Here is a 17,843-nt window from a genome sequence, read left to right as displayed (position 1 = left end):
AAATGGTTTGGATTGATTACGCCATCATTATTGTTATCGGACTTTCTACTCTGATAAGTTTGGCCCGTGGTTTTGTAAAAGAAGCCATGTCTCTCGTTGTTTGGTTTGCCGCATTTTTTATTGCCAGCCAGTTTTATCTCAAACTCGCCGATCACCTTACTCAGATGCAAGATGAACTAGTTCGAAACGGGGTGGCGATTGCCATTTTATTTGTTTCAACTCTTATTCTTGGTGCCTTAGTAAATTACTTAATTGGCCAATTGGTTTCTAAAACCGGATTGTCCGGCACAGACAGAGTACTTGGCTTATGTTTTGGCGCGCTAAGAGGCGCCCTAATAGTAAGCGCGATACTGTTTTTTATGGATGCTTTTACCGGAGCACCCAACACAGATTGGTGGCAAGATTCTACACTCGTGCCCGAATTTGGAGTTGTTATCCAGTGGTTCTTTGACTACGTGGAAAATACCTCAAGCTTTGTACCCAAAATATAAAAATGCACTAAAGCATTACTTGGTTTTAGGCGGATATCTACTCGCTTAAAACAAAAATATTAAATAATAGAACATCTTACAATGAGGAAACTCACACATGTGTGGTATTGTCGGAATAGTAGGTCAGACATCGGTTAATCAAACCATTTATGATGCACTGACCGTGCTTCAGCATCGAGGTCAGGATGCTGCTGGCATTGTGACTGTTGATGGTTATGCGTTTAGATTACGCAAAGCTAATGGTTTGGTGAAAGATGTTTTTGAACCAAAACATATGCAACGCCTTCAAGGTAACTCTGGTATTGGTCACGTGCGTTACCCTACGGCAGGCAGTTCAAGCGCTTCTGAAGCTCAGCCGTTTTACGTAAACTCTCCTTTTGGTATTTCTCTCGCTCACAATGGTAATTTAACAAACACAGTTGAGTTACATGAGCGTCTTGTTAAACAACGCCGTCACGTTAATACCACTTCAGACTCTGAAGTATTACTTAACTTATTGGCTGATGAACTACAAAATACCACCACTCATGATTTAAGTGCTGATGAAGTATTTAACGCTGTGACTCAGGTACACGAACTGACACGTGGTGCTTATGCTGTTGTTGCCATGATAATTGGTCAGGGGTTGGTGGCATTTAGAGACCCATTTGGAATTCGTCCGTTAGTGCTAGGTAAGCACGAAACTGAGACGGGAACCGAATATATGGTTGCTTCTGAAAGTGTTGCACTTGATGCGGTTGGTTTTGAGTTTATGCGCGATGTGGCACCGGGTGAAGCGGTATATATCACATTGGATGGCGAACTATACACTCGCCAATGTGCACACTCTCCAAGCTATGCTCCATGTATTTTTGAGTTCGTTTATTTTGCGCGTCCAGATTCGACCATAGACAACATTTCTGTATATAGCAGCCGTGTGAACATGGGAACTATGTTAGGTGAAAAGATTAAGAAAGAATGGGAGGATCATGATATTGATGTGGTTATTCCGATTCCTGAAACGTCTTGTGATATCGCGTTAGAGATTGCCCGACATATGGATCTTCCTTATCGCCAAGGTTTTGTCAAAAACCGCTATATTGGCCGAACTTTCATTATGCCAGGCCAGCAAGAGCGTAAGAAGTCTGTGCGTCGTAAGCTTAATGCCATTAGCGCTGAGTTTAAGGGTAAGAACGTATTGCTAGTTGATGACTCTATTGTACGTGGTACAACGTCTGAGCAGATCATCGAAATGGCACGTGAAGCGGGTGCAAATAAAGTTTATTTTGCATCAGCAGCGCCTGAAATTCGCTTCCCTAACGTATACGGTATAGATATGCCAACGACCAATGAGCTAATTGCACATGGTCGTGATGTTGAAGAGATCAATAAACTGATTGGCGCAGATGGTATGATCTTCCAATCGTTACCTGATTTGATTGAAGCAGTGCGTCAAGAAAATCCAAGTATTAAGCGTTTTGAAACCTCAGTATTTGATGGTAAATATGTCACCAATGACGTTAACCAAGAATACTTAGATTATATTACCCAGTTGCGTAATGACGACGCTAAGGCCAATCGTAGCAAAGATATTGGTACTAACTTAGAGATGCATAACGTTTGTCATCCTTAAGCTAAATTGCAGATACTTGATTAATTAATAAAAAAGCCGAGCAAATGCTCGGCTTTTTTATTTGCACCATTAAACCAGATGCACAGCCCAAACCAACATCCAGCTGGCAAACAGTAGGCTACTTGGTCGCTTATCAAATCTATGGCCTAGCTTTAAACCAACTAAGGTACTAATGCAGGTTAACGGAATAACCAAGCTGCTAAGAACTAGTGGTGTTGCACCAGCGGTTAAATGGATTAGAGGGGAAAGGGTTAAAAGCCAAGCAGTGACAAGTAACAAGTGAAACAGCATTAACTTATCGAGTCGAACTCCTTGATTGCTTAGTGTGGCTAGCATTTTTATCTCTCCTTGTAATTGTTGCTAAATTAAACCACTTGTTGAGAATGGTTCTCAACAAAATTTACAATCTTTGAGCAAACACAAAAGCTTCGCTAAACAATCCTCATTTTAGTGAGCGTTTCAATTGCGCCTAATTGCGGTTCAAGGTACAGTTACTGTTAATTTATACAGTGATCTTTTTGAAGCCGATGATCTTATATATTGCTGAAAAACCAAGCCTTGGTCGAGCTATTGCCGATGTATTACCCAAACCGTTAAAGAAAGGGGATGGTTTTATTCGTGCGGCTAATGGAGACTGTGTTTCTTGGTGTGTGGGCCATCTACTTGAACAGGCTGAACCTGATGCTTACTCACCAGAGTATAAGTCATGGAAGTTTGAGCATTTACCGATTGTCCCCGATACTTGGAAGATGAAACCCAAATATAAGATGCGCAGCCAAATAGCCGTGCTTAGAGGCTTAGTCAAAGAAGCGAGCCAATTGGTTAATGCAGGAGATCCGGATAGAGAAGGGCAGTTATTGGTCGATGAGATCATTGCGCATTTAGGGGTAAGAGGCGCTAAGTTACAAAATGCACAGCGTTTGCTAATTAGCGATTTAAATCCGCAGGCCGTAAAGCGAGCTTTGGGGCAGCTACGCTCGAATCGAGAATTTATTCCATTGTCGACATCAGCATTAGCGCGCTCTCGTGCCGATTGGCTCTATGGTATGAATATGACTCGAGCGTACACTATTCAAGGACGAAAAGTGGGCTATCAAGGCGTATTGTCTGTTGGTCGAGTACAAACTCCCGTACTTGGGCTTGTAGTGCGCCGTGATGCTGAAATTGCAGATTTTATTTCTAAGCCTTTTTATGAAGTGTTAGCGCATTTAGCAACAGATTCGCAAGATCAATTTAGTGCTAAATGGCAACCAAGTGATGCATGTCGACCTTATATGGATGAAGAGGGACGAGTATTATCTAAAGGCTTAGCGCAAAATGTCGTCGGTCGTATTAACGGCCAGAATGGCACGGTGGAAAAAGTCTTAGCACAAGATAAAAAGCAAAACGCACCATTACCGTATAGTTTGTCATCGTTGCAAATTGATGCAGCTAAACGCTTTGGTATGAGTGCGAAATCAGTACTCGATACTTGTCAGTCACTGTATGAGAAACATAAGCTTATTACTTATCCACGTTCTGATAGTCGTTATCTACCTGTAGAACAGCATAGCTTAGCGCCTAGCGTTATTAGAGCAGTGTTAAGCGGTGCTAGCGAACTTGTTACAGGCTGTGAAGAGCCGAATGCCAAGCTCAAGTCTAAAGCCTGGAATGATAAAAAAGTCGATGCTCACCATGCTATTGTACCTACGGAAAAGACCGCCAATTTAACTAGCCTCAGCCCAGTGGAAAAACAGCTTTATTTACAAATCTCACGTCAGTATTTAATGCAGTTTTATCCAGCTTATTTGTATAAAGAGACTCAAGTTGAAGTCATTATTGCTGGCGGGCAGTTTAAAACCAAAGCGAAACAAGAAGTGGCGTTGGGCTGGAAGCAATTACTAAAACAAAGCAAGTCTGCTGGTAACGATAAAAATAGTGACAGTAAAAATGATGACGATGAGCACCTCGCTAACATACCTGCACTAAAGAAAGGCCAAGTATTACTTTGCGAGCGTGGTGAACTGCTGGAGAAGCAAACCCAAGCTCCTAAGCACTTTACTGACGCGACCCTGCTTGGTGCTATGACAGGGATTAACCGTTATGTGACCAATCCGGAAATTAGAAAAATTCTCAAAGATACCGATGGGTTAGGCACAGAAGCAACGCGTGCTGGCATTATTGAATTGCTGTTTAAGCGTAATTATTTAACACGGCAAGGAAAGTCTATTTTAGCAACTGAAGTGGGTAAAGGTTTAGTTAATAGCCTGCCACAAAGTGCCACGACACCTGATATGACGGCATTATGGGAAAATAACCTTGATGCTATCAGTCGTAAAGAGGCTAAATACCAGAACTTTATGGATCCGCTAGTTACATCAATCCATGAGCTGATCACTCAAGCTGGCTCGCAATTACCAACGTCACTGCAAGGGGTTAAGTCTCCTGAAACTGGCTTTAAAAAGCGTCGTTATGCGAGTAAAAAACCGGGTACTACGAGCAGCAGTACTAAAGCTAAAAGGGCGCCAGTTAAGCGTTCCTCTGCGGCGAAAAAGAACTAATCTAGTACGGAAATCTATAATAGATTAGTTGTTTATAGCTCGCTTATAAGCAGTCAAAGAAGCATATATTCTTGACTGCTCCTTGCTTCCAAAAGGCCTACAGTTAGAATTTGCTGCTCAACTCAACTCAACTCAACTCAACTCAACTCAACTCAACTCAATTTAACCAATTGCTCTTATTTAATAACTTTCAATTGTGTTGATTTGTCTAACGGGATAATTTATACAATAAGCTGTTTGCCGCTATTTGTAGGTGCTTTTGACGGCAGAATTTGGCTATTAAAGAGCCTTGCTGAGAGTTTGGCTTTCCTATATTTTACTTTAAATCAGTCTGTTAAAGAGTGCTTTAAACCTAGCTGCTTTTTAAGCAGCTTTTACCTTGTAGATGGATTTATTAAATGTTTGACTGGGTTGAAAAAATTGCTTTTAACCAAGCAAGTCCGCTAACGGTTCAGGCGCAGGACACACAATTTGGTTTTCAGCGTAAAAAACCAGCAGTGATGGCCCATAGCCATTGGCATGGACATATAGAAATCAATTATCTTTTTGATTGCTCAGCAGATTACTTGATTAATGGTCAAGAAATTACTGTGCCAGAAGGACGTATGATTCTCTTTTGGGCGTCATTCCCCCATCAGATGACGGCAGTAAGAGGGGATGGAGACTTGGTTAATATCTATGTACCGCTGCAGACCTTCCTTTCTTGGATGTTGCCAAGCCAATTTGTGAGCCAATTGCTGCATGGTGAAGTGATTGTATCGGATAGCCTCTATGTTTGTGACAGACAATTTACCCAGATTTGGGAAGCTGATATCAGTCGTGGCGAAGCGCTATTAACAGATCAGGTGATTAATGAAATTCGTAGCCGAATTCGCAGAATGGCGCTAGAAGATTACTGCAACTTTAATTTGTCTAATCAGGTAAACAAAGTGGATAAGAAAACCCTTGTTAGCGGTTTAAGTCATATTCAAAATATGCTGCGTTATATAGCCGACCATTACGACGAAAAAATTACTATTGAACATGTCTCAAGTTCTACTGGCCTGCACAAAAACTACGCGATGAAGCTATTCAATCGCGTCATGAAGGTATCTATAAAGCAATATATCAACCAGCTGCGCTTGCAACATGCACAGGCCTTGCTTATTGATACACAAAGCCCTGTACTACATATTGCTTTAGAAGCTGGTTTTGGCTCAGTAAGCCGTTTTTATGATATTTTTCAGCGTGAATTTGCCATGTCACCACTCGAGTTTCGGCGTAAGGTGATTGGTTAAGCTGATTGTTTTAGCAAATATTTTAGGCAGGATTAAGGCGGGTTTGGCTTTGTGCTTAAGTTATGCCTGTAAACTATCGTCAAGTCTGCTTCAGAGCCGAGTGTTCGTTGTAAACAAAGGCAACAGCGCAATGCTAAATAGTGTTTTATTTTTCGATTCGCCTTTGTCCATTTTAGCCAAAGTATTGTGTTAACTGATAGTTTGATGGCTGACGGATTCTTTTAATATTTGCTCTATGGTTTGGTAACGCGCAGGTAATTCTCGATTACGCTTATGGATCAGATATAGCTGTTCAGTTACTTGAACCTTAGGGTTATGCAAGCTTAATGAGTCCTTATGGATAAAACTGTCGAAGGTGCTTTTTGGTAGTACGGTAAAGCCAATACCCTGTGAAACGGGTAATAATATTTGGCTGAGTTGGTTTACGTAGCTAGCTGCTGGCAGCTTTTCAATATTAAGTTCGGCAAATTCTCTATCACCACATTGGTCAAAATAGAGTGATAGGTAATGTGCTGAATCAGGATGTTTTACCACTCCGCAGTTAATTAAGGTTTGTGAATTAATAGTTTGGCCTTCAAAGCGTTTTGGCATGATTAAGCATAAAGGCTCAAGACCTAACGGTTCAATATAAAATTCGCTGGCACTCGGTTTGTGGGTGACTACACCAATATCGATGTTGGTTTCAGCAATATCCTTAAGGACTTTATAATTAGGTGCAGCTTCTAAATGAACTGAAAGCGCAGGATATTTTGCTTGAAGCTTAAGTAATTTAGGGTAATACAATAGGGCTAAGGAACCTGAGCAGGAAAGGCGACATTGGCCAGAAAAAGGGTCGTCGAAACTTAAACTTTCCATCAGTTTATGTTCATGCTGAGTTAGATCTCGTGCATATTGATAAACTTGTCTGCCTTGCTCTGTTATTTCAAACTGTTTGTTAATGCGTTTGATTAATGGATGACCACAAGCTTGCTCCAGTTTCTTTATTTGCTGACTTACACCGGGTTGTGTCATATACAACTTTTCTGCGGTTTGGGTAAAGTGACCAACCTCGATAAGGGTTTTAAAAGTATGCAGCCAAATAGGATTGAGCATGAAAAAACCTCATGTTGTTGACTTAAAACTAAGTTTGTTGAAATGGTGGTAGATAGCCAATGATAACCTAAGATTATTAAATTTGTAAAAATTGATAAGTTTAATGCTGTTGATATAGACCGTTTCGATAAGTGCTCCATACGTGGATCTTGGCTACTACGTCCCCATGTTGTGGGTTGATATTCTTACAAAAGCGCAGGTATTGGTTATTTACAGCAACCTTGAGAGTATTTTCTGGGAGTTAAAGGAGGCTTTTTAGTAATGACCTTCACCGTTAATTGGCTCAGCATAGCTTTTATTAAAAATTGTTAGTGACCTTAGTATGCAAGAAGAGCCAGAGCTCAAGTTTGATCCAAGTGAACATGCACATCGGCGTTTTAACCCGCTGACTTCCGAGTGGGTACTTCTCGCTCCTCATAGAGGTAAGCGTCCATGGCTTGGACAAGTAGAAACGAGCGAGATATCAAGTGTTTCTTATGATCAAAACTGTTTTTTATGTGCAGGTAATGTGCGTATTAATGGTGAGATCAATCCCGACTATCAATCAACTTTTGTATTTCAAAATGACTTTTCCGCGTTAAGGCCTGATATTGTTAATGCAAATTGTGACGATCCTTTATTTCGATTTAAAACCGAGCGTGGTGAAAGCAGAGTGATCTGCTTTTCACCGGATCATTCTAAGACTTTAGCGTTTTTGTCGTTAAGTGAAATTGAGAAGGTGATTTTAGCATGGCGTCAGCAAACAGCAGAACTTAGCAAGCAGTATGCTTGGGTACAAGTATTTGAAAACAAGGGGGCTGTAATGGGGTGCTCTAATCCACATCCTCATGGACAGGTATGGGCTCAACAACAATTGCCAAGTTTAGTGGTTAAGAAGCAGAAAAACTTGTGTGAGTATTTCAATCAATATGGCCGGAATTTGCTCTGTGATTATGCTGCAAGAGAGTATGCGTTACAGGAACGAGTTGTGGTAAGTAACGAGTTATGGCTGGTGGTGGTGCCTTATTGGGCTGCATGGCCATTTGAAACCTTGCTATTACCTCGATTTAATATTCAGCAGATAACACAGTTAGATGATAACAAGCAGAGAGCGCTTGCCGATATTATTAAGCAATTGACTTGCTGTTATGACAATTTATTTGAATGCTCTTTTCCTTACTCTATGGGATGGCAAGGGGCGCCATTTGATAAACGGCAGCATCCTGAGTGGTTATTACATGGACACTTTTATCCACCTCTATTACGCAGTGCTAGTGTGAAAAAGTTTATGGTAGGTTATGAGTTGCTAGCCGAAGCGCAACGAGATCTAACACCTGAACAAGCGGCAAAACGGCTACGTGAAGTCCGTGGGACTCACTATTCAACTAACTAGTTTATATTTAAACTTTAGCGAGGTTTGTATTGGTTACAATCCGGATCATATTCAAATCCGCTAGCGGCTAGTTTTTTCTCTAATAGCTTGCTATTGATATCTAAATCATAAAACAGTGCTTGTTGATCTTTACAGCCTAAACGCAGGTGCTCGTTAGCTATTCCAACTAAGATTTCTGCTGAGAGCGTTTCAAGTTTATCGATATTCATTAGAAGCCACCTGATGCTTGCGATTAAGTCGATTGAAAGTGATTATTGATAGCAAGGATCTTTATTTTAGTGCTAACTGCTGATTTTTGCATTGAATGAGGTTAAGGCTATTAATGGCCTTAGTCATTGGTCGGTAAATTCAAGGCAAAAAAAAGCAAGCCTTGGTGGAGGCTTGCGAAGGTGATACAGGTGAGGAACAGAATACATAATGTCCCATAAAGCTTAAGGGTTTATTAATTAACGCAGCTTTTCCCCACGATTAATTGCAATTAATCTATCCAGAATATGTTCACCGTCCATACGAATACCATTGTGCTCATATTCAGAGGTTAACCAGTATTTTAAATTACCGACTTTAGCAGCTGTTTCGAGACTATATTGCATCTCAACAAACATATCTTCGCTGTAAATAGCCGCTGTTACAGGCACTTGATTATTCGCAAGCGTGTCTAGATTATAGAGTATTGGCCAATCACTTTTTCGTGCTAAATCTTCAGCGGCTTGCTGCAATGGCTTAAGGTTACCAAATTGCTCAAAGAACCAAGGGTAAACCATTTCTCCAGTAAATAGAAAAGGCTTGTCATCACTGTAGTTGAACTCTGGATATGCTTGTCTAACACGGTGAGCTGCCCAATTTGAACTATTTTGTTGGCAATAGATAGACTCATGCAGCAAGGCAAAAATCGGATTCGTATTAAAATCTAGTAGCTGGCAGAAATGGGCTAAAAACAGTGGATTAACTTGAGTGCCTGATGGTGTATTAATTAACGCTTGCTCTAGGAGGTAGTAAACGCTTTCAGGGCCTTGCTCCATACCTAAATTAATACCTAGAAGCTGCAGCATCTCAACGGTTAAACGCTCACCAGTTGCTAAATAAACTTGGTTGTTGTCAATATGGTCAGCCAGTGCTTTGATGAGTTGTTGTGCATCGCTAAAACGACTGAAAAAGTTTTGGTTCTTGGTAAGTACGCGTTGATAAGTTGCTTGATAGACTTCATCTGCTGTACGAGAGAGTGACGGGATCCCCCCTGTAATGTATGCCTCAGCTAATCCTTCGGGTGCATCGTTAAGGTATTTTAATACGCAAAATCCTCCAAAGCTTTGTCCCAGAATTGTCCACTTTTGGTTATTGGTTAATTGCTGGCGAATTGCTTCTGCATCGCGAATAATATTGTCAGCTCTAAAATGGCTTAAATACTGGGTTTGCTCTGCGCTTGATAGGTGAGCTAGGCTTGCAAAATTAACAGGAGTAGATAGCCCTGTTCCGCGTTGATCAAGCAGTAAAACTCGATACTCTTGTAGTGCGCGCTTAATCCAGCCGCCATTTGCTGCAGGGCGTACAGCACCAAAACCTGGACCACCTTGGAAGAAAACAATGAAAGGTAATGATTTTCCTTGGTTTTCTGGGCTTGTGAGTTCTCGGGCGAATATAGAAAGCTGCTCACCATCAGGCTTGTTGTAGTCAAGAGGCAAGGTAAAGTGGTGTTTTTGAGCGATCATACCTGAAAACTCAAGCTGTATAGTGGATGCTGAGGGCATTGAAGTGGCCTTTTATTATTGCACTTTGATAGGGCTGTTATTGAGCTTTGCCAAGCTGGGATTCAGCTTTTATATGGCATACACTCAAAACGAATAACTGGGATTGTATACCAAATTTTGTGGTGAATGCAGCGTTTGTAATCTTGAACATAGTAATAACGTACTTTTGATAGAGGCTTAATTAAAATGCGCGTAAATAATATAGAGCTAAGATCAAATTCTCCCAATAATAGATAGTCGAATAGCTCAACTTCACGTAATCTTTATTGATACATGCTAAACATAGAGTCTTAGGTGATTATCGATGAAGTATCAGTTAATACCGGTTACCCCATTTCAGCAAAACTGTAGCTTAATTTGGTGCACTGAAACCATGAAAGCGGCGGTTGTCGATCCTGGTGGCAATATTGAGCGTATTTTGGAAGAAGCGGCTAAAAATAATGTCGTTGTTGAAAAAGTACTGTTGACTCATGGCCATATTGACCATGTGGGTGGAGCTGCAACCATAGCTAGTCAATTAAATGTTCCTATTATTGGCCCACACAAAGATGATGACTATTGGCTCGATAGTTTACCCAAACAAAGTCAGCACTTTGGATTTGTGCATTGCGATGCCTTTACGCCAACACAATACCTTGAAGATGGAGATGAGGTTACTGTAGGAAATCAAGTGTTAAAAGTATTACATTGCCCAGGGCATACACCTGGACACGTTGTGTTCTTTTCTGAATTTATGAAGTTGGCATGGGTAGGCGATGTATTGTTTAGAGGGTCAATTGGACGCACTGATTTCCCTCAGTCTAATCACCAAGACCTGATCGATTCTATTACTGAAAAACTATGGCCTCTGGGCAAAGACGTTCAGTTCATTCCTGGCCATGGCCCATTATCGACTTTTGGTGATGAGCGAGCGCAAAACCCGTTTGTGGCTGATCAACTCTTTAGTTAGTATTTTGCTTATTAGAAGAAATATGCAGTAATTAGGTAAGGGCATTTTTCAAAGGGAAGTGCCTTTTTTGTAATTTATCTCATGTTTTATCCTCACCGAGCTGCTATATCTTCGTTAATTTATCTTCAAGTATGCTTTTCTCTAGTCATAAATAGGTATGTTTACTACATAAATGGTCTTTTTGTGCGTTTAATCGGCATTTAAGCGTAATTATTGGCTTTAGATCGTGTTTTTTTACAACTAAAAAAGGTAATTTAGCTCACCTGTTTCGAGTTCGCTGTTATGCGAGTGAATGTAATTGAGGTGAGTGATGGAAAATCGTTGGCAGATAGCTATTTCAGCAGGACTACTTGCAGCCGTTTGGGCTGGTGTTGCCGATGCACTGCACCTAGTCACTTGGATAGGTTTCTTAAGCTGTAGCACTTTCTTTGCGCAGACTCATTCAGGTATTAAAGGTATGTTTATGGCAATGAGCACTAACATGTCTGGCGTATTTTGGGGATGGTTGATTATTTCTGGCAGTAGCTTCTTTGTTTCACCATTGTTTGGCTATATCTTCACCGGTATTGCCACATCAGCAATGTGCTTGCAAGCTAGCTATCAAAAACTGGCTTTTATTCCTGGGGCATTTATTGGTTGCTGTATTACGTTTGCTATGGGGGGCGACGTTGCGGCGATTATTCCTCCGTTGCTGATTGGCGCCATGCTAGGTTATAGCATGAGTTTATTGACGGGACAGTTAATAGCATTAACCAAGAAGTTTCAGGGTGTGGCTGCAGAGCCTACTGCTGAAGAGTCATAATAAATAGACTCATTTGAATTGATATAAAAATGCCAGCAATGATTGCTGGCATTTTTATAGTTAGTTAGCTAAATGTGCTCCAAATAGGCGCATGATCTGATGGTTTTTCAATACCGCGTAAATCGTAATCTACATCTGATTCAACTAGACGCTCAGCCAGCGATTTCGTTGCTAAAACAACATCAATACGTAGGCCGCGGTTATCAACAAAACCTTTGCTGCGGTAGTCAAACCATGAGTAACGTTCACTGCGAGTTGGGTGAAGTTCACGGAAGGTATCGACTAAGCCCCAATCCATCAAGGTTTTTAGCCATTCACGTTCTTCAGGTTGAAAACTACATTTCCCCGTTTTTAACCAACGTTTGGCGTTAGGCTCACCAATACCAATATCGAGATCAACTGGTGAGATATTGATGTCACCAATAATAGCGATATCTTCGTCAGCACTATGGTGTTCATTTAAGTACTGCATAAGATCTTTATAGAACTTACGCTTAGCTGGGTACTTAGTCTCGTGACTAATATTTTCGCCCTGAGGGAAATAACCATTAAGAACGGTAAGCGTGCGTCCATTTTCTTGGGTAAAGGTGCCCATGATCATACGGCGCTGTGCGTCTTCTTCGTCAGTGGGAAACCCTTTCTGTATTTTAATTGGTTCAGCTTTAGACAGCATCGCGACACCATAGTGAGCTTTGCCACCATGGTAATGTACGTGATAACCCATAGCTTCAACATCAGCCAGTGGAAAGGCTTCGTCATGGACTTTGGTTTCTTGTAGACCAATAACATCGGGCTGATGGGTGTCAATAAGTGCCTGTAGCTGATGTAGTCTAGCCCGCAGTCCATTGATGTTAAATGAAACAATCTTCATTTGTTGAATCCTTTTGTTACGGTAAAACTAGCTTGTATGGCTTAACAATTACACTTTCATATACGCCTGCTGCGATATATGGATCGGCATCGGCCCAACATTGTGCATCTTCAAGTGATGCAAAATCGGCGACAACTAATGATCCTGTAAACCCAGCTTCGCCCGGATTTTCGCTATCCGTTGCTGGATGAGGACCTGCAATGAGTAAGCGCCCCTCATCTGCAAGTTGTTGCAGGCGAGCTAAATGGTCAGCACGAACAGACAAACGTTTTTCTAAGCTATTTTCGATATCTTGCGATGAAATCATGTACCACATTATTTGAGTTCCTTACGATCTTCTTCAGACATGTTTTTAAACAGGTAGAGGACGGTTAACACTGTATTGATAAGGGTTAAAGCGGTCAAACCAAAAACTTTAAAGTTGACCCAAGTTTCTTGTGACAAGCTAAAGGCAACGTAGATATTGACTAAGCCGCAAACAACAAAAAAGGCGACCCAGTACCAAGTTACATGAGCCCAAATTTTATCGGTTACAACGAGTTCTTTGCCTAGCATACTTTTTAAAATAGGTTTGCGCATTAATTGGCTTACCCCTAGCGCAATGGCAAACAACGCATAAACAATGGTGACTTTCCATTTAATAAAAGAGTCATCATGGAGAACGAGTGTTAATGTGCCAAATACAGTGACCATGACAAAAGTGATCAGGTGCATTTTTTCTATTTTTTTATACAGCATGTAGCTTATGACAAGTTGCAAAGCGGTGGCCGCGATCAGGGCACCACTCGCGATATAAATATCAAAAAATTTATAGACGACAAAGAAAATGACAAGAGGCAAAAAATCGAGCAACTGTTTCATAGCGTTGTATTCAGTTTTGAAAGTCGAAAGTGAGACAGAGTGTAGCATGCAAGTTTACGGGGAAAAAGCGCAAGCCTGCGGCTTAAGCTAGGTTACGCATTACCTTTAGGTACCTTGTAAAATTGTAAAAATTAAGTTTATTCTGAGTAACAATTTTTACATAAACATTTAGGTTCTTTTGAGTCGACTTTTAGTAAACAAATGGCAGGGGGCTATAGCGCAATACTTAATGACCTTTTGTTCAAGCTTAAGTTATTACCCTTACTTATTTCATTGTCATTATTACGTGACATCAATCCCTGTAGGTAAATCCTTGTACAACTTTTAAGCGGTTTTGTGTCGCGTTAAAGTATTAATGTGGAGTTTTAGAGCGCTTAGTTAAAGGGGGAGATAAGAGTGAGTAAAATTAATATTGAAGAGAAGTTTAGCCTGTTTTCAGAGTTGTGGTCTCCAAAAATTATTGCTGAATCAAATGAGCAGCTGGTCAAAATCGCAAAAGGCTGCGGCGAGTTAGTTTGGCATCAACACGACAATGAAGATGAATTGTTTTTGGTATTTAAAGGGCAGTTAACTTTGCTGATGAAAGGCGCTGAAGTGGTGCTTAATCCTGGAGAAATGTATATTGTGCCAAAAGGGGTAGCACATTGTCCTAAAGCCACAGAGGAAACTCATTTCTTAATGGTAGAGCCAAAGTCGACGGCACATACGGGGAGCATTGCAAGTGAGCTAACCGTGGATATCGCTGACCAAGCTTGGATCTAATGTGTTGAATGATAGCAGTCAGTCATTGACTGACTGCTAGTGAGAACGTTCAATTCATTAGAGTGCTATTGCGGTTAATACGGGCCTAATAAATTGATTTAGGAATTATAATGTTGTTAAGCCTTTATAATTCTGGCTTAAGCTAACCATTTCTACCGATGGCACAATCACTTTCTTTTCTAGCAATAGATCGGCAACGCTTTGATCGAATGAGCGGTAATGTAGCTTGGTTTCGACGCTGTAATCTGTAACGCCAGCAGGTAACGTAAACGGATATTTAACCGTTTTTGAACCTTTGGCTGGGATAGTGTTTTGTACTGAGAAGCTCGCTACGCGCCAAGGCTTGTGCTCAGGCTTTCCATGCACATCAACAGAGGTGTCTTGGAAAATAACCGTTCCCTCTGGTAGTGCGTTCTCAGCCGTTAATGAGCCTGAACGTAAAATCTCTTTTCCATTAACGTCACGTACAATAACTTCGAGCCAGATTTGACGAATGAAAGTCAAACTTGTTGGTAAATCATGACCCGCACGGCGGTTAAATACGGTGACTTCAAGTACAGGATTGTTTGCAGACCCCGTCACTTTTGCATCAAGTGCGGCAGCTGATTTTAGGCGTTTAACCGCTTCATCAGCGTGAGCTTGGCCGTTTTTAACCCCTAAAAGTGGAGCTATAACCGCATTACCACCGACAAAACCATGGTCGTGCACTAAGCTACGAACAGGGCCACCGCGCGCCGCTTTACCACCTAGGCGATGTTCTTCAAGCTTTTTAGCTGGCAACATTTCGTCAGCTACGCGCATCGCTGTTTCTACAGGTACCATGTGGCAATCTTGACATTGGATATCAGCTGCTGCGTAAGGTGACTTTTTCCATTCATCATAAGTATGCTCTAGAGCAAAATTATCGTGAACTGGGTTAAATACGTTATGGCAGTTAGCGCAGAACTCAGACTTGGTATGTAATTCTGAATACTCAGCCTTATGACCGCGAGGTTTTGCATCATCAAATGGGCCGCGCTTAACTTTATCGTTTGCGATTTCAAGTGAAGCATTCCCATGCTCACCCATTGCAGTGTGTGATGCGTTAGTATCGACAACACTATGGCAGACTTCACAAGATACGCCTTGGTTAGCAATCGCTTGAGTTGTGAAGCCGCCAAACTTGCCAGACTCTGATTTAAATTCAACAGTTTGGGTTACGGTACCTAGTACTGTGTGACAGCCACCACAAAGATTTTTGGCTGCGCCATTAGTTTCTTTCTCACCCATTGCCCACTCAGCTTGAAACACTGGGTCGATAAAAGCGATAGAGTGCATAGAACCTTGCCAGCCGTTCCACTGACGTGGATGACAGCCCTTACAGCTATTTGAGTCGCGCCACTGCTTTAACTCAGGCTTTTTATCGCCTTCGACACTTAAGTAAGAAGGAGCGAATGCCATTTCTTTTTCGGCATGAGCTAGCAATGGCATAGCGCTTAGCAGCACTAATGCTAGATATGTTTTTTTCATCTTGTTGTATTTATCCAATAACTAACGAAATTGCATGAGCGTACCCCGTAAATCTTTAGATTAGCAGGGGCTTGATATCGTGTCTTTCAGGCGTGCGAATAGTAAATAATTCATCGATGACGTACTGCTATCTGATGCACAGAAAGCTATTGAATTTAATTGAATATTTTGCACTGCTTCAAGAAATTGAATGAAAGTAGCAATAATGGAAACTCACATGTAAAAGGCATGTTTATTAATGAGTTAATTAAATTTATTAGTTAATTAGTAATTCTACGAATTGAGTTGTTTACATAGATTTGTATTAGCCATTGCGGGAGTTTGACATTGTTTTAGCGGATTAAATTACTTAAAACAGGATTAAAATCACCTTTAAAGGCTAAACTCAAGTATCATATAGCCATGAAAGATGAAAATAATATAGACGTAAAATTGGTTGACTTACACAGCCATACGACCGCATCCGACGGTCAATTGTCCCCATCAGAATTAGTCGAACGGGCCATTAGCAAAGGTGTTGAAATGTTTGCTATTACCGATCACGACACAATAGACGGCTTGAAAGAAGCTCATGAGTTTAATCAACAGCATGACACACCATTAGAGCTAATCAACGGCGTTGAGATCTCTACTCGTTGGAACAATTTCGACATCCACATTGTGGCACTAAATGTGGATATCGATAATGTCGAGTTGGCCGCATTTTTACATAAGCAACGTGAGTTACGATCAACCCGAGCGCATGAGATTGGTGAGCGTTTAGCTAAAGCTGGAATTGAAGGCGCTTATGAAGGTGCTAAAGCTTATGCGGGGGATGCGGCTATTAGCCGAGGACATTATGCTCGTTGGCTTGCTGAAAAAGGTTACGCTACAACAACCGCTAACGTATTTAAGAAGTATCTAGCACGTGGGAAAACGGGTTATGTTCCCAATAATTGGGGTGATATGGCCGGTGCGGTTGAGGTTATTCATAACGCTGGCGGCGTGGCAGTTTTAGCACATCCAAGTGGATATAAGTTATCGGCTAAATGGCTTAAGCGTTTAGTTCGAGAATTTAAATTAGCAGGCGGCGATGCGATGGAGGTTGTACTCGGACAGCAGACTATCGATGATCGCAATAATCTTATTTCGCTTAGTATAAATAATGCCCTGACATGCTCGTTAGGCAGTGATTTTCATTTTCCAGGTAGCTGGATTGAGATCGGTAAAAATATGTTCCAACCCCAAGGAGTGGATTGGGTTTGGCAGTCAGATAAATGGAAGGTAGTACAATGAGCCAGTTTTTTTATGTGCATGAGGAAAACCCGCAAGCACGCTTAATTAGCCAAGCTGTCAATGTAATTAAAAGTGGTGGAGTAATTGTTTACCCTACTGATTCCGGTTATGCGTTAGGTTGCTTAATAGGCGACAAAGATGCAATGACCAAGATTGCGCGCATTAGACAGATTGAAAATGACCATAACTTTTCGTTGATGTGCCGCGATCAGTCAGAGCTTGCCAGTTATGCTCAAGTCGATAATCAAGCTTATCGATTGTTGAAGCAAAATACACCAGGGCCATATACGTTTATTTTTAAAGCGTCTAAAGAAGTGCCTAAAAGATTACAAAACCCAAAGAAAAAGACTATCGGTATCCGCGTACCAGACAACGTGATTGCATTGGCTTTACTTGAAGCTTTAGGTGAGCCGCTTATGTCTACCAGCTTGATTTTACCAGGTAAAGATTTCACGGAGTCAGATCCTGAGCATATTCGCGATATCCTAGAGCATCAAGTTGATTTGATTATGCATGGTGGCTATTTGGGTGAAAAACCAACCACAGTTGTCGACCTGTCAGACGGTGACATTGAAGTCATCCGTGAAGGCGCGGGCGATGTTACGCCATTCCTTTAAGTTCTAATTTCACAGTCAAGCCGCGGTTAACCACAATTGACTGCGGCTATTGCTTTAATCACAGT

Annotated in this window: 18 protein-coding genes; 10 read left to right on the top strand and 8 right to left on the bottom strand. The window is 41.2% G+C overall.

The window, feature by feature from the left end:
- Positions 1–2 precede the first annotated feature (2 nt).
- Complete coding sequence (locus L2747_RS16905) at positions 3–491, top strand: CvpA family protein (RefSeq protein ID WP_249000181.1); 489 nt, start codon at positions 3–5, stop codon at positions 489–491.
- A gap of 97 nt (positions 492–588) precedes the next feature.
- Positions 589–2,103, top strand: coding sequence for an amidophosphoribosyltransferase (purF, locus tag L2747_RS16900; protein WP_249000180.1), 1,515 nt, complete (start codon positions 589–591; stop codon positions 2,101–2,103).
- 69 nt (positions 2,104–2,172) lie between these two features.
- Here the strand turns inward: purF and L2747_RS16895 are convergent, their stop codons facing one another.
- Positions 2,173–2,439: a hypothetical protein gene (locus tag L2747_RS16895; RefSeq protein ID WP_249000179.1), complete on the bottom strand. Its 267-nt coding sequence runs from the start codon at positions 2,437–2,439 to the stop codon at positions 2,173–2,175.
- Positions 2,440–2,630: 191 nt separating this feature from the next.
- On the opposite strand from L2747_RS16895, the gene L2747_RS16890 reads away from it, so the two are divergent.
- Together L2747_RS16890 and L2747_RS16885 are read left to right on the top strand one after the other, a co-directional pair.
- Positions 2,631–4,643 carry a DNA topoisomerase III gene (locus L2747_RS16890; RefSeq protein WP_249000178.1) on the top strand — a complete coding sequence of 671 codons (2,013 nt, stop codon included), beginning with the start codon at positions 2,631–2,633 and terminating at the stop codon, positions 4,641–4,643.
- Positions 4,644–5,041: 398 nt separating this feature from the next.
- Positions 5,042–5,920, top strand: a complete 879-nt coding sequence (locus L2747_RS16885) for a helix-turn-helix domain-containing protein (RefSeq protein ID WP_249000177.1) — start codon at positions 5,042–5,044, stop codon at positions 5,918–5,920.
- Positions 5,921–6,109: 189 nt separating this feature from the next.
- Here the strand turns inward: L2747_RS16885 and L2747_RS16880 are convergent, their stop codons facing one another.
- Complete coding sequence (locus L2747_RS16880) at positions 6,110–7,012, bottom strand: LysR family transcriptional regulator (RefSeq protein WP_249000176.1); 903 nt, start codon at positions 7,010–7,012, stop codon at positions 6,110–6,112.
- 322 nt (positions 7,013–7,334) lie between these two features.
- Between L2747_RS16880 and L2747_RS16875 the strand changes: the two genes are divergently transcribed.
- A complete protein-coding gene (locus L2747_RS16875; protein WP_249000175.1) occupies positions 7,335–8,384 on the top strand; it encodes a UDP-glucose--hexose-1-phosphate uridylyltransferase in 1,050 nt (349 codons plus the stop codon).
- Between the two features lie 14 nt (positions 8,385–8,398).
- On the opposite strand, the gene L2747_RS16870 is transcribed toward L2747_RS16875, so the two are convergent.
- Positions 8,399–8,593 carry a DUF4250 domain-containing protein gene (locus L2747_RS16870; RefSeq protein WP_249000174.1) on the bottom strand — a complete coding sequence of 65 codons (195 nt, stop codon included), beginning with the start codon at positions 8,591–8,593 and terminating at the stop codon, positions 8,399–8,401.
- Positions 8,594–8,830: 237 nt separating this feature from the next.
- The gene (locus L2747_RS16865; RefSeq protein ID WP_249000173.1) at positions 8,831–10,132 is read right to left on the bottom strand and encodes an alpha/beta fold hydrolase; all 1,302 of its coding nucleotides are present in this window, start codon (positions 10,130–10,132) and stop codon (positions 8,831–8,833) included.
- 304 nt (positions 10,133–10,436) lie between these two features.
- Here L2747_RS16865 and L2747_RS16860 point away from each other — a divergent pair, with 304 nt between their 5' ends.
- Both L2747_RS16860 and L2747_RS16855 read left to right on the top strand, forming a co-directional pair.
- Positions 10,437–11,081, top strand: coding sequence for an MBL fold metallo-hydrolase (locus tag L2747_RS16860; RefSeq protein WP_249000172.1), 645 nt, complete (start codon positions 10,437–10,439; stop codon positions 11,079–11,081).
- A gap of 310 nt (positions 11,082–11,391) precedes the next feature.
- A complete protein-coding gene (locus tag L2747_RS16855; protein WP_249000171.1) occupies positions 11,392–11,883 on the top strand; it encodes a DUF1097 domain-containing protein in 492 nt (163 codons plus the stop codon).
- Between the two features lie 64 nt (positions 11,884–11,947).
- Here the strand turns inward: L2747_RS16855 and xthA are convergent, their stop codons facing one another.
- The 3 genes from xthA to L2747_RS16840 are packed head-to-tail and all read right to left on the bottom strand — an operon-like array spanning position 11,948 to position 13,615.
- Complete coding sequence (gene xthA / locus L2747_RS16850) at positions 11,948–12,754, bottom strand: exodeoxyribonuclease III (protein ID WP_249000170.1); 807 nt, start codon at positions 12,752–12,754, stop codon at positions 11,948–11,950.
- 16 nt (positions 12,755–12,770) lie between these two features.
- Positions 12,771–13,070, bottom strand: coding sequence for a YciI family protein (locus L2747_RS16845; protein WP_249000169.1), 300 nt, complete (start codon positions 13,068–13,070; stop codon positions 12,771–12,773).
- A complete protein-coding gene (locus L2747_RS16840) occupies positions 13,070–13,615 on the bottom strand; it encodes a septation protein A (RefSeq protein WP_249000168.1) in 546 nt (181 codons plus the stop codon). Before L2747_RS16840 ends, L2747_RS16845 begins: the two co-directional genes overlap by 1 nt.
- A gap of 396 nt (positions 13,616–14,011) precedes the next feature.
- Between L2747_RS16840 and L2747_RS16835 the strand changes: the two genes are divergently transcribed.
- The gene (locus L2747_RS16835; RefSeq protein ID WP_249000167.1) at positions 14,012–14,377 is read left to right on the top strand and encodes a cupin domain-containing protein; all 366 of its coding nucleotides are present in this window, start codon (positions 14,012–14,014) and stop codon (positions 14,375–14,377) included.
- Positions 14,378–14,482: 105 nt separating this feature from the next.
- On the opposite strand, the gene L2747_RS16830 is transcribed toward L2747_RS16835, so the two are convergent.
- On the bottom strand, positions 14,483–15,886 hold the full coding sequence (locus L2747_RS16830) for a multiheme c-type cytochrome (protein WP_249000166.1): 1,404 nt from the start codon (positions 15,884–15,886) through the stop codon (positions 14,483–14,485).
- A gap of 402 nt (positions 15,887–16,288) precedes the next feature.
- Between L2747_RS16830 and rnm the strand changes: the two genes are divergently transcribed.
- Both rnm and L2747_RS16820 read left to right on the top strand, forming a co-directional pair.
- Positions 16,289–17,161: an RNase RNM gene (gene rnm, locus L2747_RS16825; RefSeq protein WP_249000165.1), complete on the top strand. Its 873-nt coding sequence runs from the start codon at positions 16,289–16,291 to the stop codon at positions 17,159–17,161.
- Complete coding sequence (locus L2747_RS16820) at positions 17,158–17,778, top strand: L-threonylcarbamoyladenylate synthase (RefSeq protein ID WP_249000164.1); 621 nt, start codon at positions 17,158–17,160, stop codon at positions 17,776–17,778. The genes rnm and L2747_RS16820 overlap by 4 nt, the downstream gene beginning before the upstream one ends.
- Positions 17,779–17,843 lie beyond the last annotated feature (65 nt).

This window comes from Shewanella marinintestina, from assembly GCF_023283845.1.
Taxonomy (GTDB): Bacteria; Pseudomonadota; Gammaproteobacteria; order Enterobacterales; family Shewanellaceae; genus Shewanella; species Shewanella marinintestina.
This window is presented reverse-complemented; position numbering and strand designations above follow the sequence as displayed.

Bases quoted from the DNA above. Each gene is read 5' to 3' on its own strand.
- L2747_RS16905 (WP_249000181.1), top strand. From the start codon at position 3: ATGGTTTGGATTGATTACGCCATCATTATTGTTATCGGACTTTCTACT.
- purF (WP_249000180.1), top strand. From the start codon at position 589: ATGTGTGGTATTGTCGGAATAGTAGGTCAGACATCGGTTAATCAAACC.
- L2747_RS16895 (WP_249000179.1), bottom strand. From the start codon at position 2,439: ATGCTAGCCACACTAAGCAATCAAGGAGTTCGACTCGATAAGTTAATG.
- L2747_RS16890 (WP_249000178.1), top strand. From the start codon at position 2,631: ATGATCTTATATATTGCTGAAAAACCAAGCCTTGGTCGAGCTATTGCC.
- L2747_RS16885 (WP_249000177.1), top strand. From the start codon at position 5,042: ATGTTTGACTGGGTTGAAAAAATTGCTTTTAACCAAGCAAGTCCGCTA.
- L2747_RS16880 (WP_249000176.1), bottom strand. From the start codon at position 7,012: ATGCTCAATCCTATTTGGCTGCATACTTTTAAAACCCTTATCGAGGTT.
- L2747_RS16875 (WP_249000175.1), top strand. From the start codon at position 7,335: ATGCAAGAAGAGCCAGAGCTCAAGTTTGATCCAAGTGAACATGCACAT.
- L2747_RS16870 (WP_249000174.1), bottom strand. From the start codon at position 8,593: ATGAATATCGATAAACTTGAAACGCTCTCAGCAGAAATCTTAGTTGGA.
- L2747_RS16865 (WP_249000173.1), bottom strand. From the start codon at position 10,132: ATGCCCTCAGCATCCACTATACAGCTTGAGTTTTCAGGTATGATCGCT.
- L2747_RS16860 (WP_249000172.1), top strand. From the start codon at position 10,437: ATGAAGTATCAGTTAATACCGGTTACCCCATTTCAGCAAAACTGTAGC.
- L2747_RS16855 (WP_249000171.1), top strand. From the start codon at position 11,392: ATGGAAAATCGTTGGCAGATAGCTATTTCAGCAGGACTACTTGCAGCC.
- xthA (WP_249000170.1), bottom strand. From the start codon at position 12,754: ATGAAGATTGTTTCATTTAACATCAATGGACTGCGGGCTAGACTACAT.
- L2747_RS16845 (WP_249000169.1), bottom strand. From the start codon at position 13,070: ATGTGGTACATGATTTCATCGCAAGATATCGAAAATAGCTTAGAAAAA.
- L2747_RS16840 (WP_249000168.1), bottom strand. From the start codon at position 13,615: ATGAAACAGTTGCTCGATTTTTTGCCTCTTGTCATTTTCTTTGTCGTC.
- L2747_RS16830 (WP_249000166.1), bottom strand. From the start codon at position 15,886: ATGAAAAAAACATATCTAGCATTAGTGCTGCTAAGCGCTATGCCATTG.
- rnm (WP_249000165.1), top strand. From the start codon at position 16,289: ATGAAAGATGAAAATAATATAGACGTAAAATTGGTTGACTTACACAGC.
- L2747_RS16820 (WP_249000164.1), top strand. From the start codon at position 17,158: ATGAGCCAGTTTTTTTATGTGCATGAGGAAAACCCGCAAGCACGCTTA.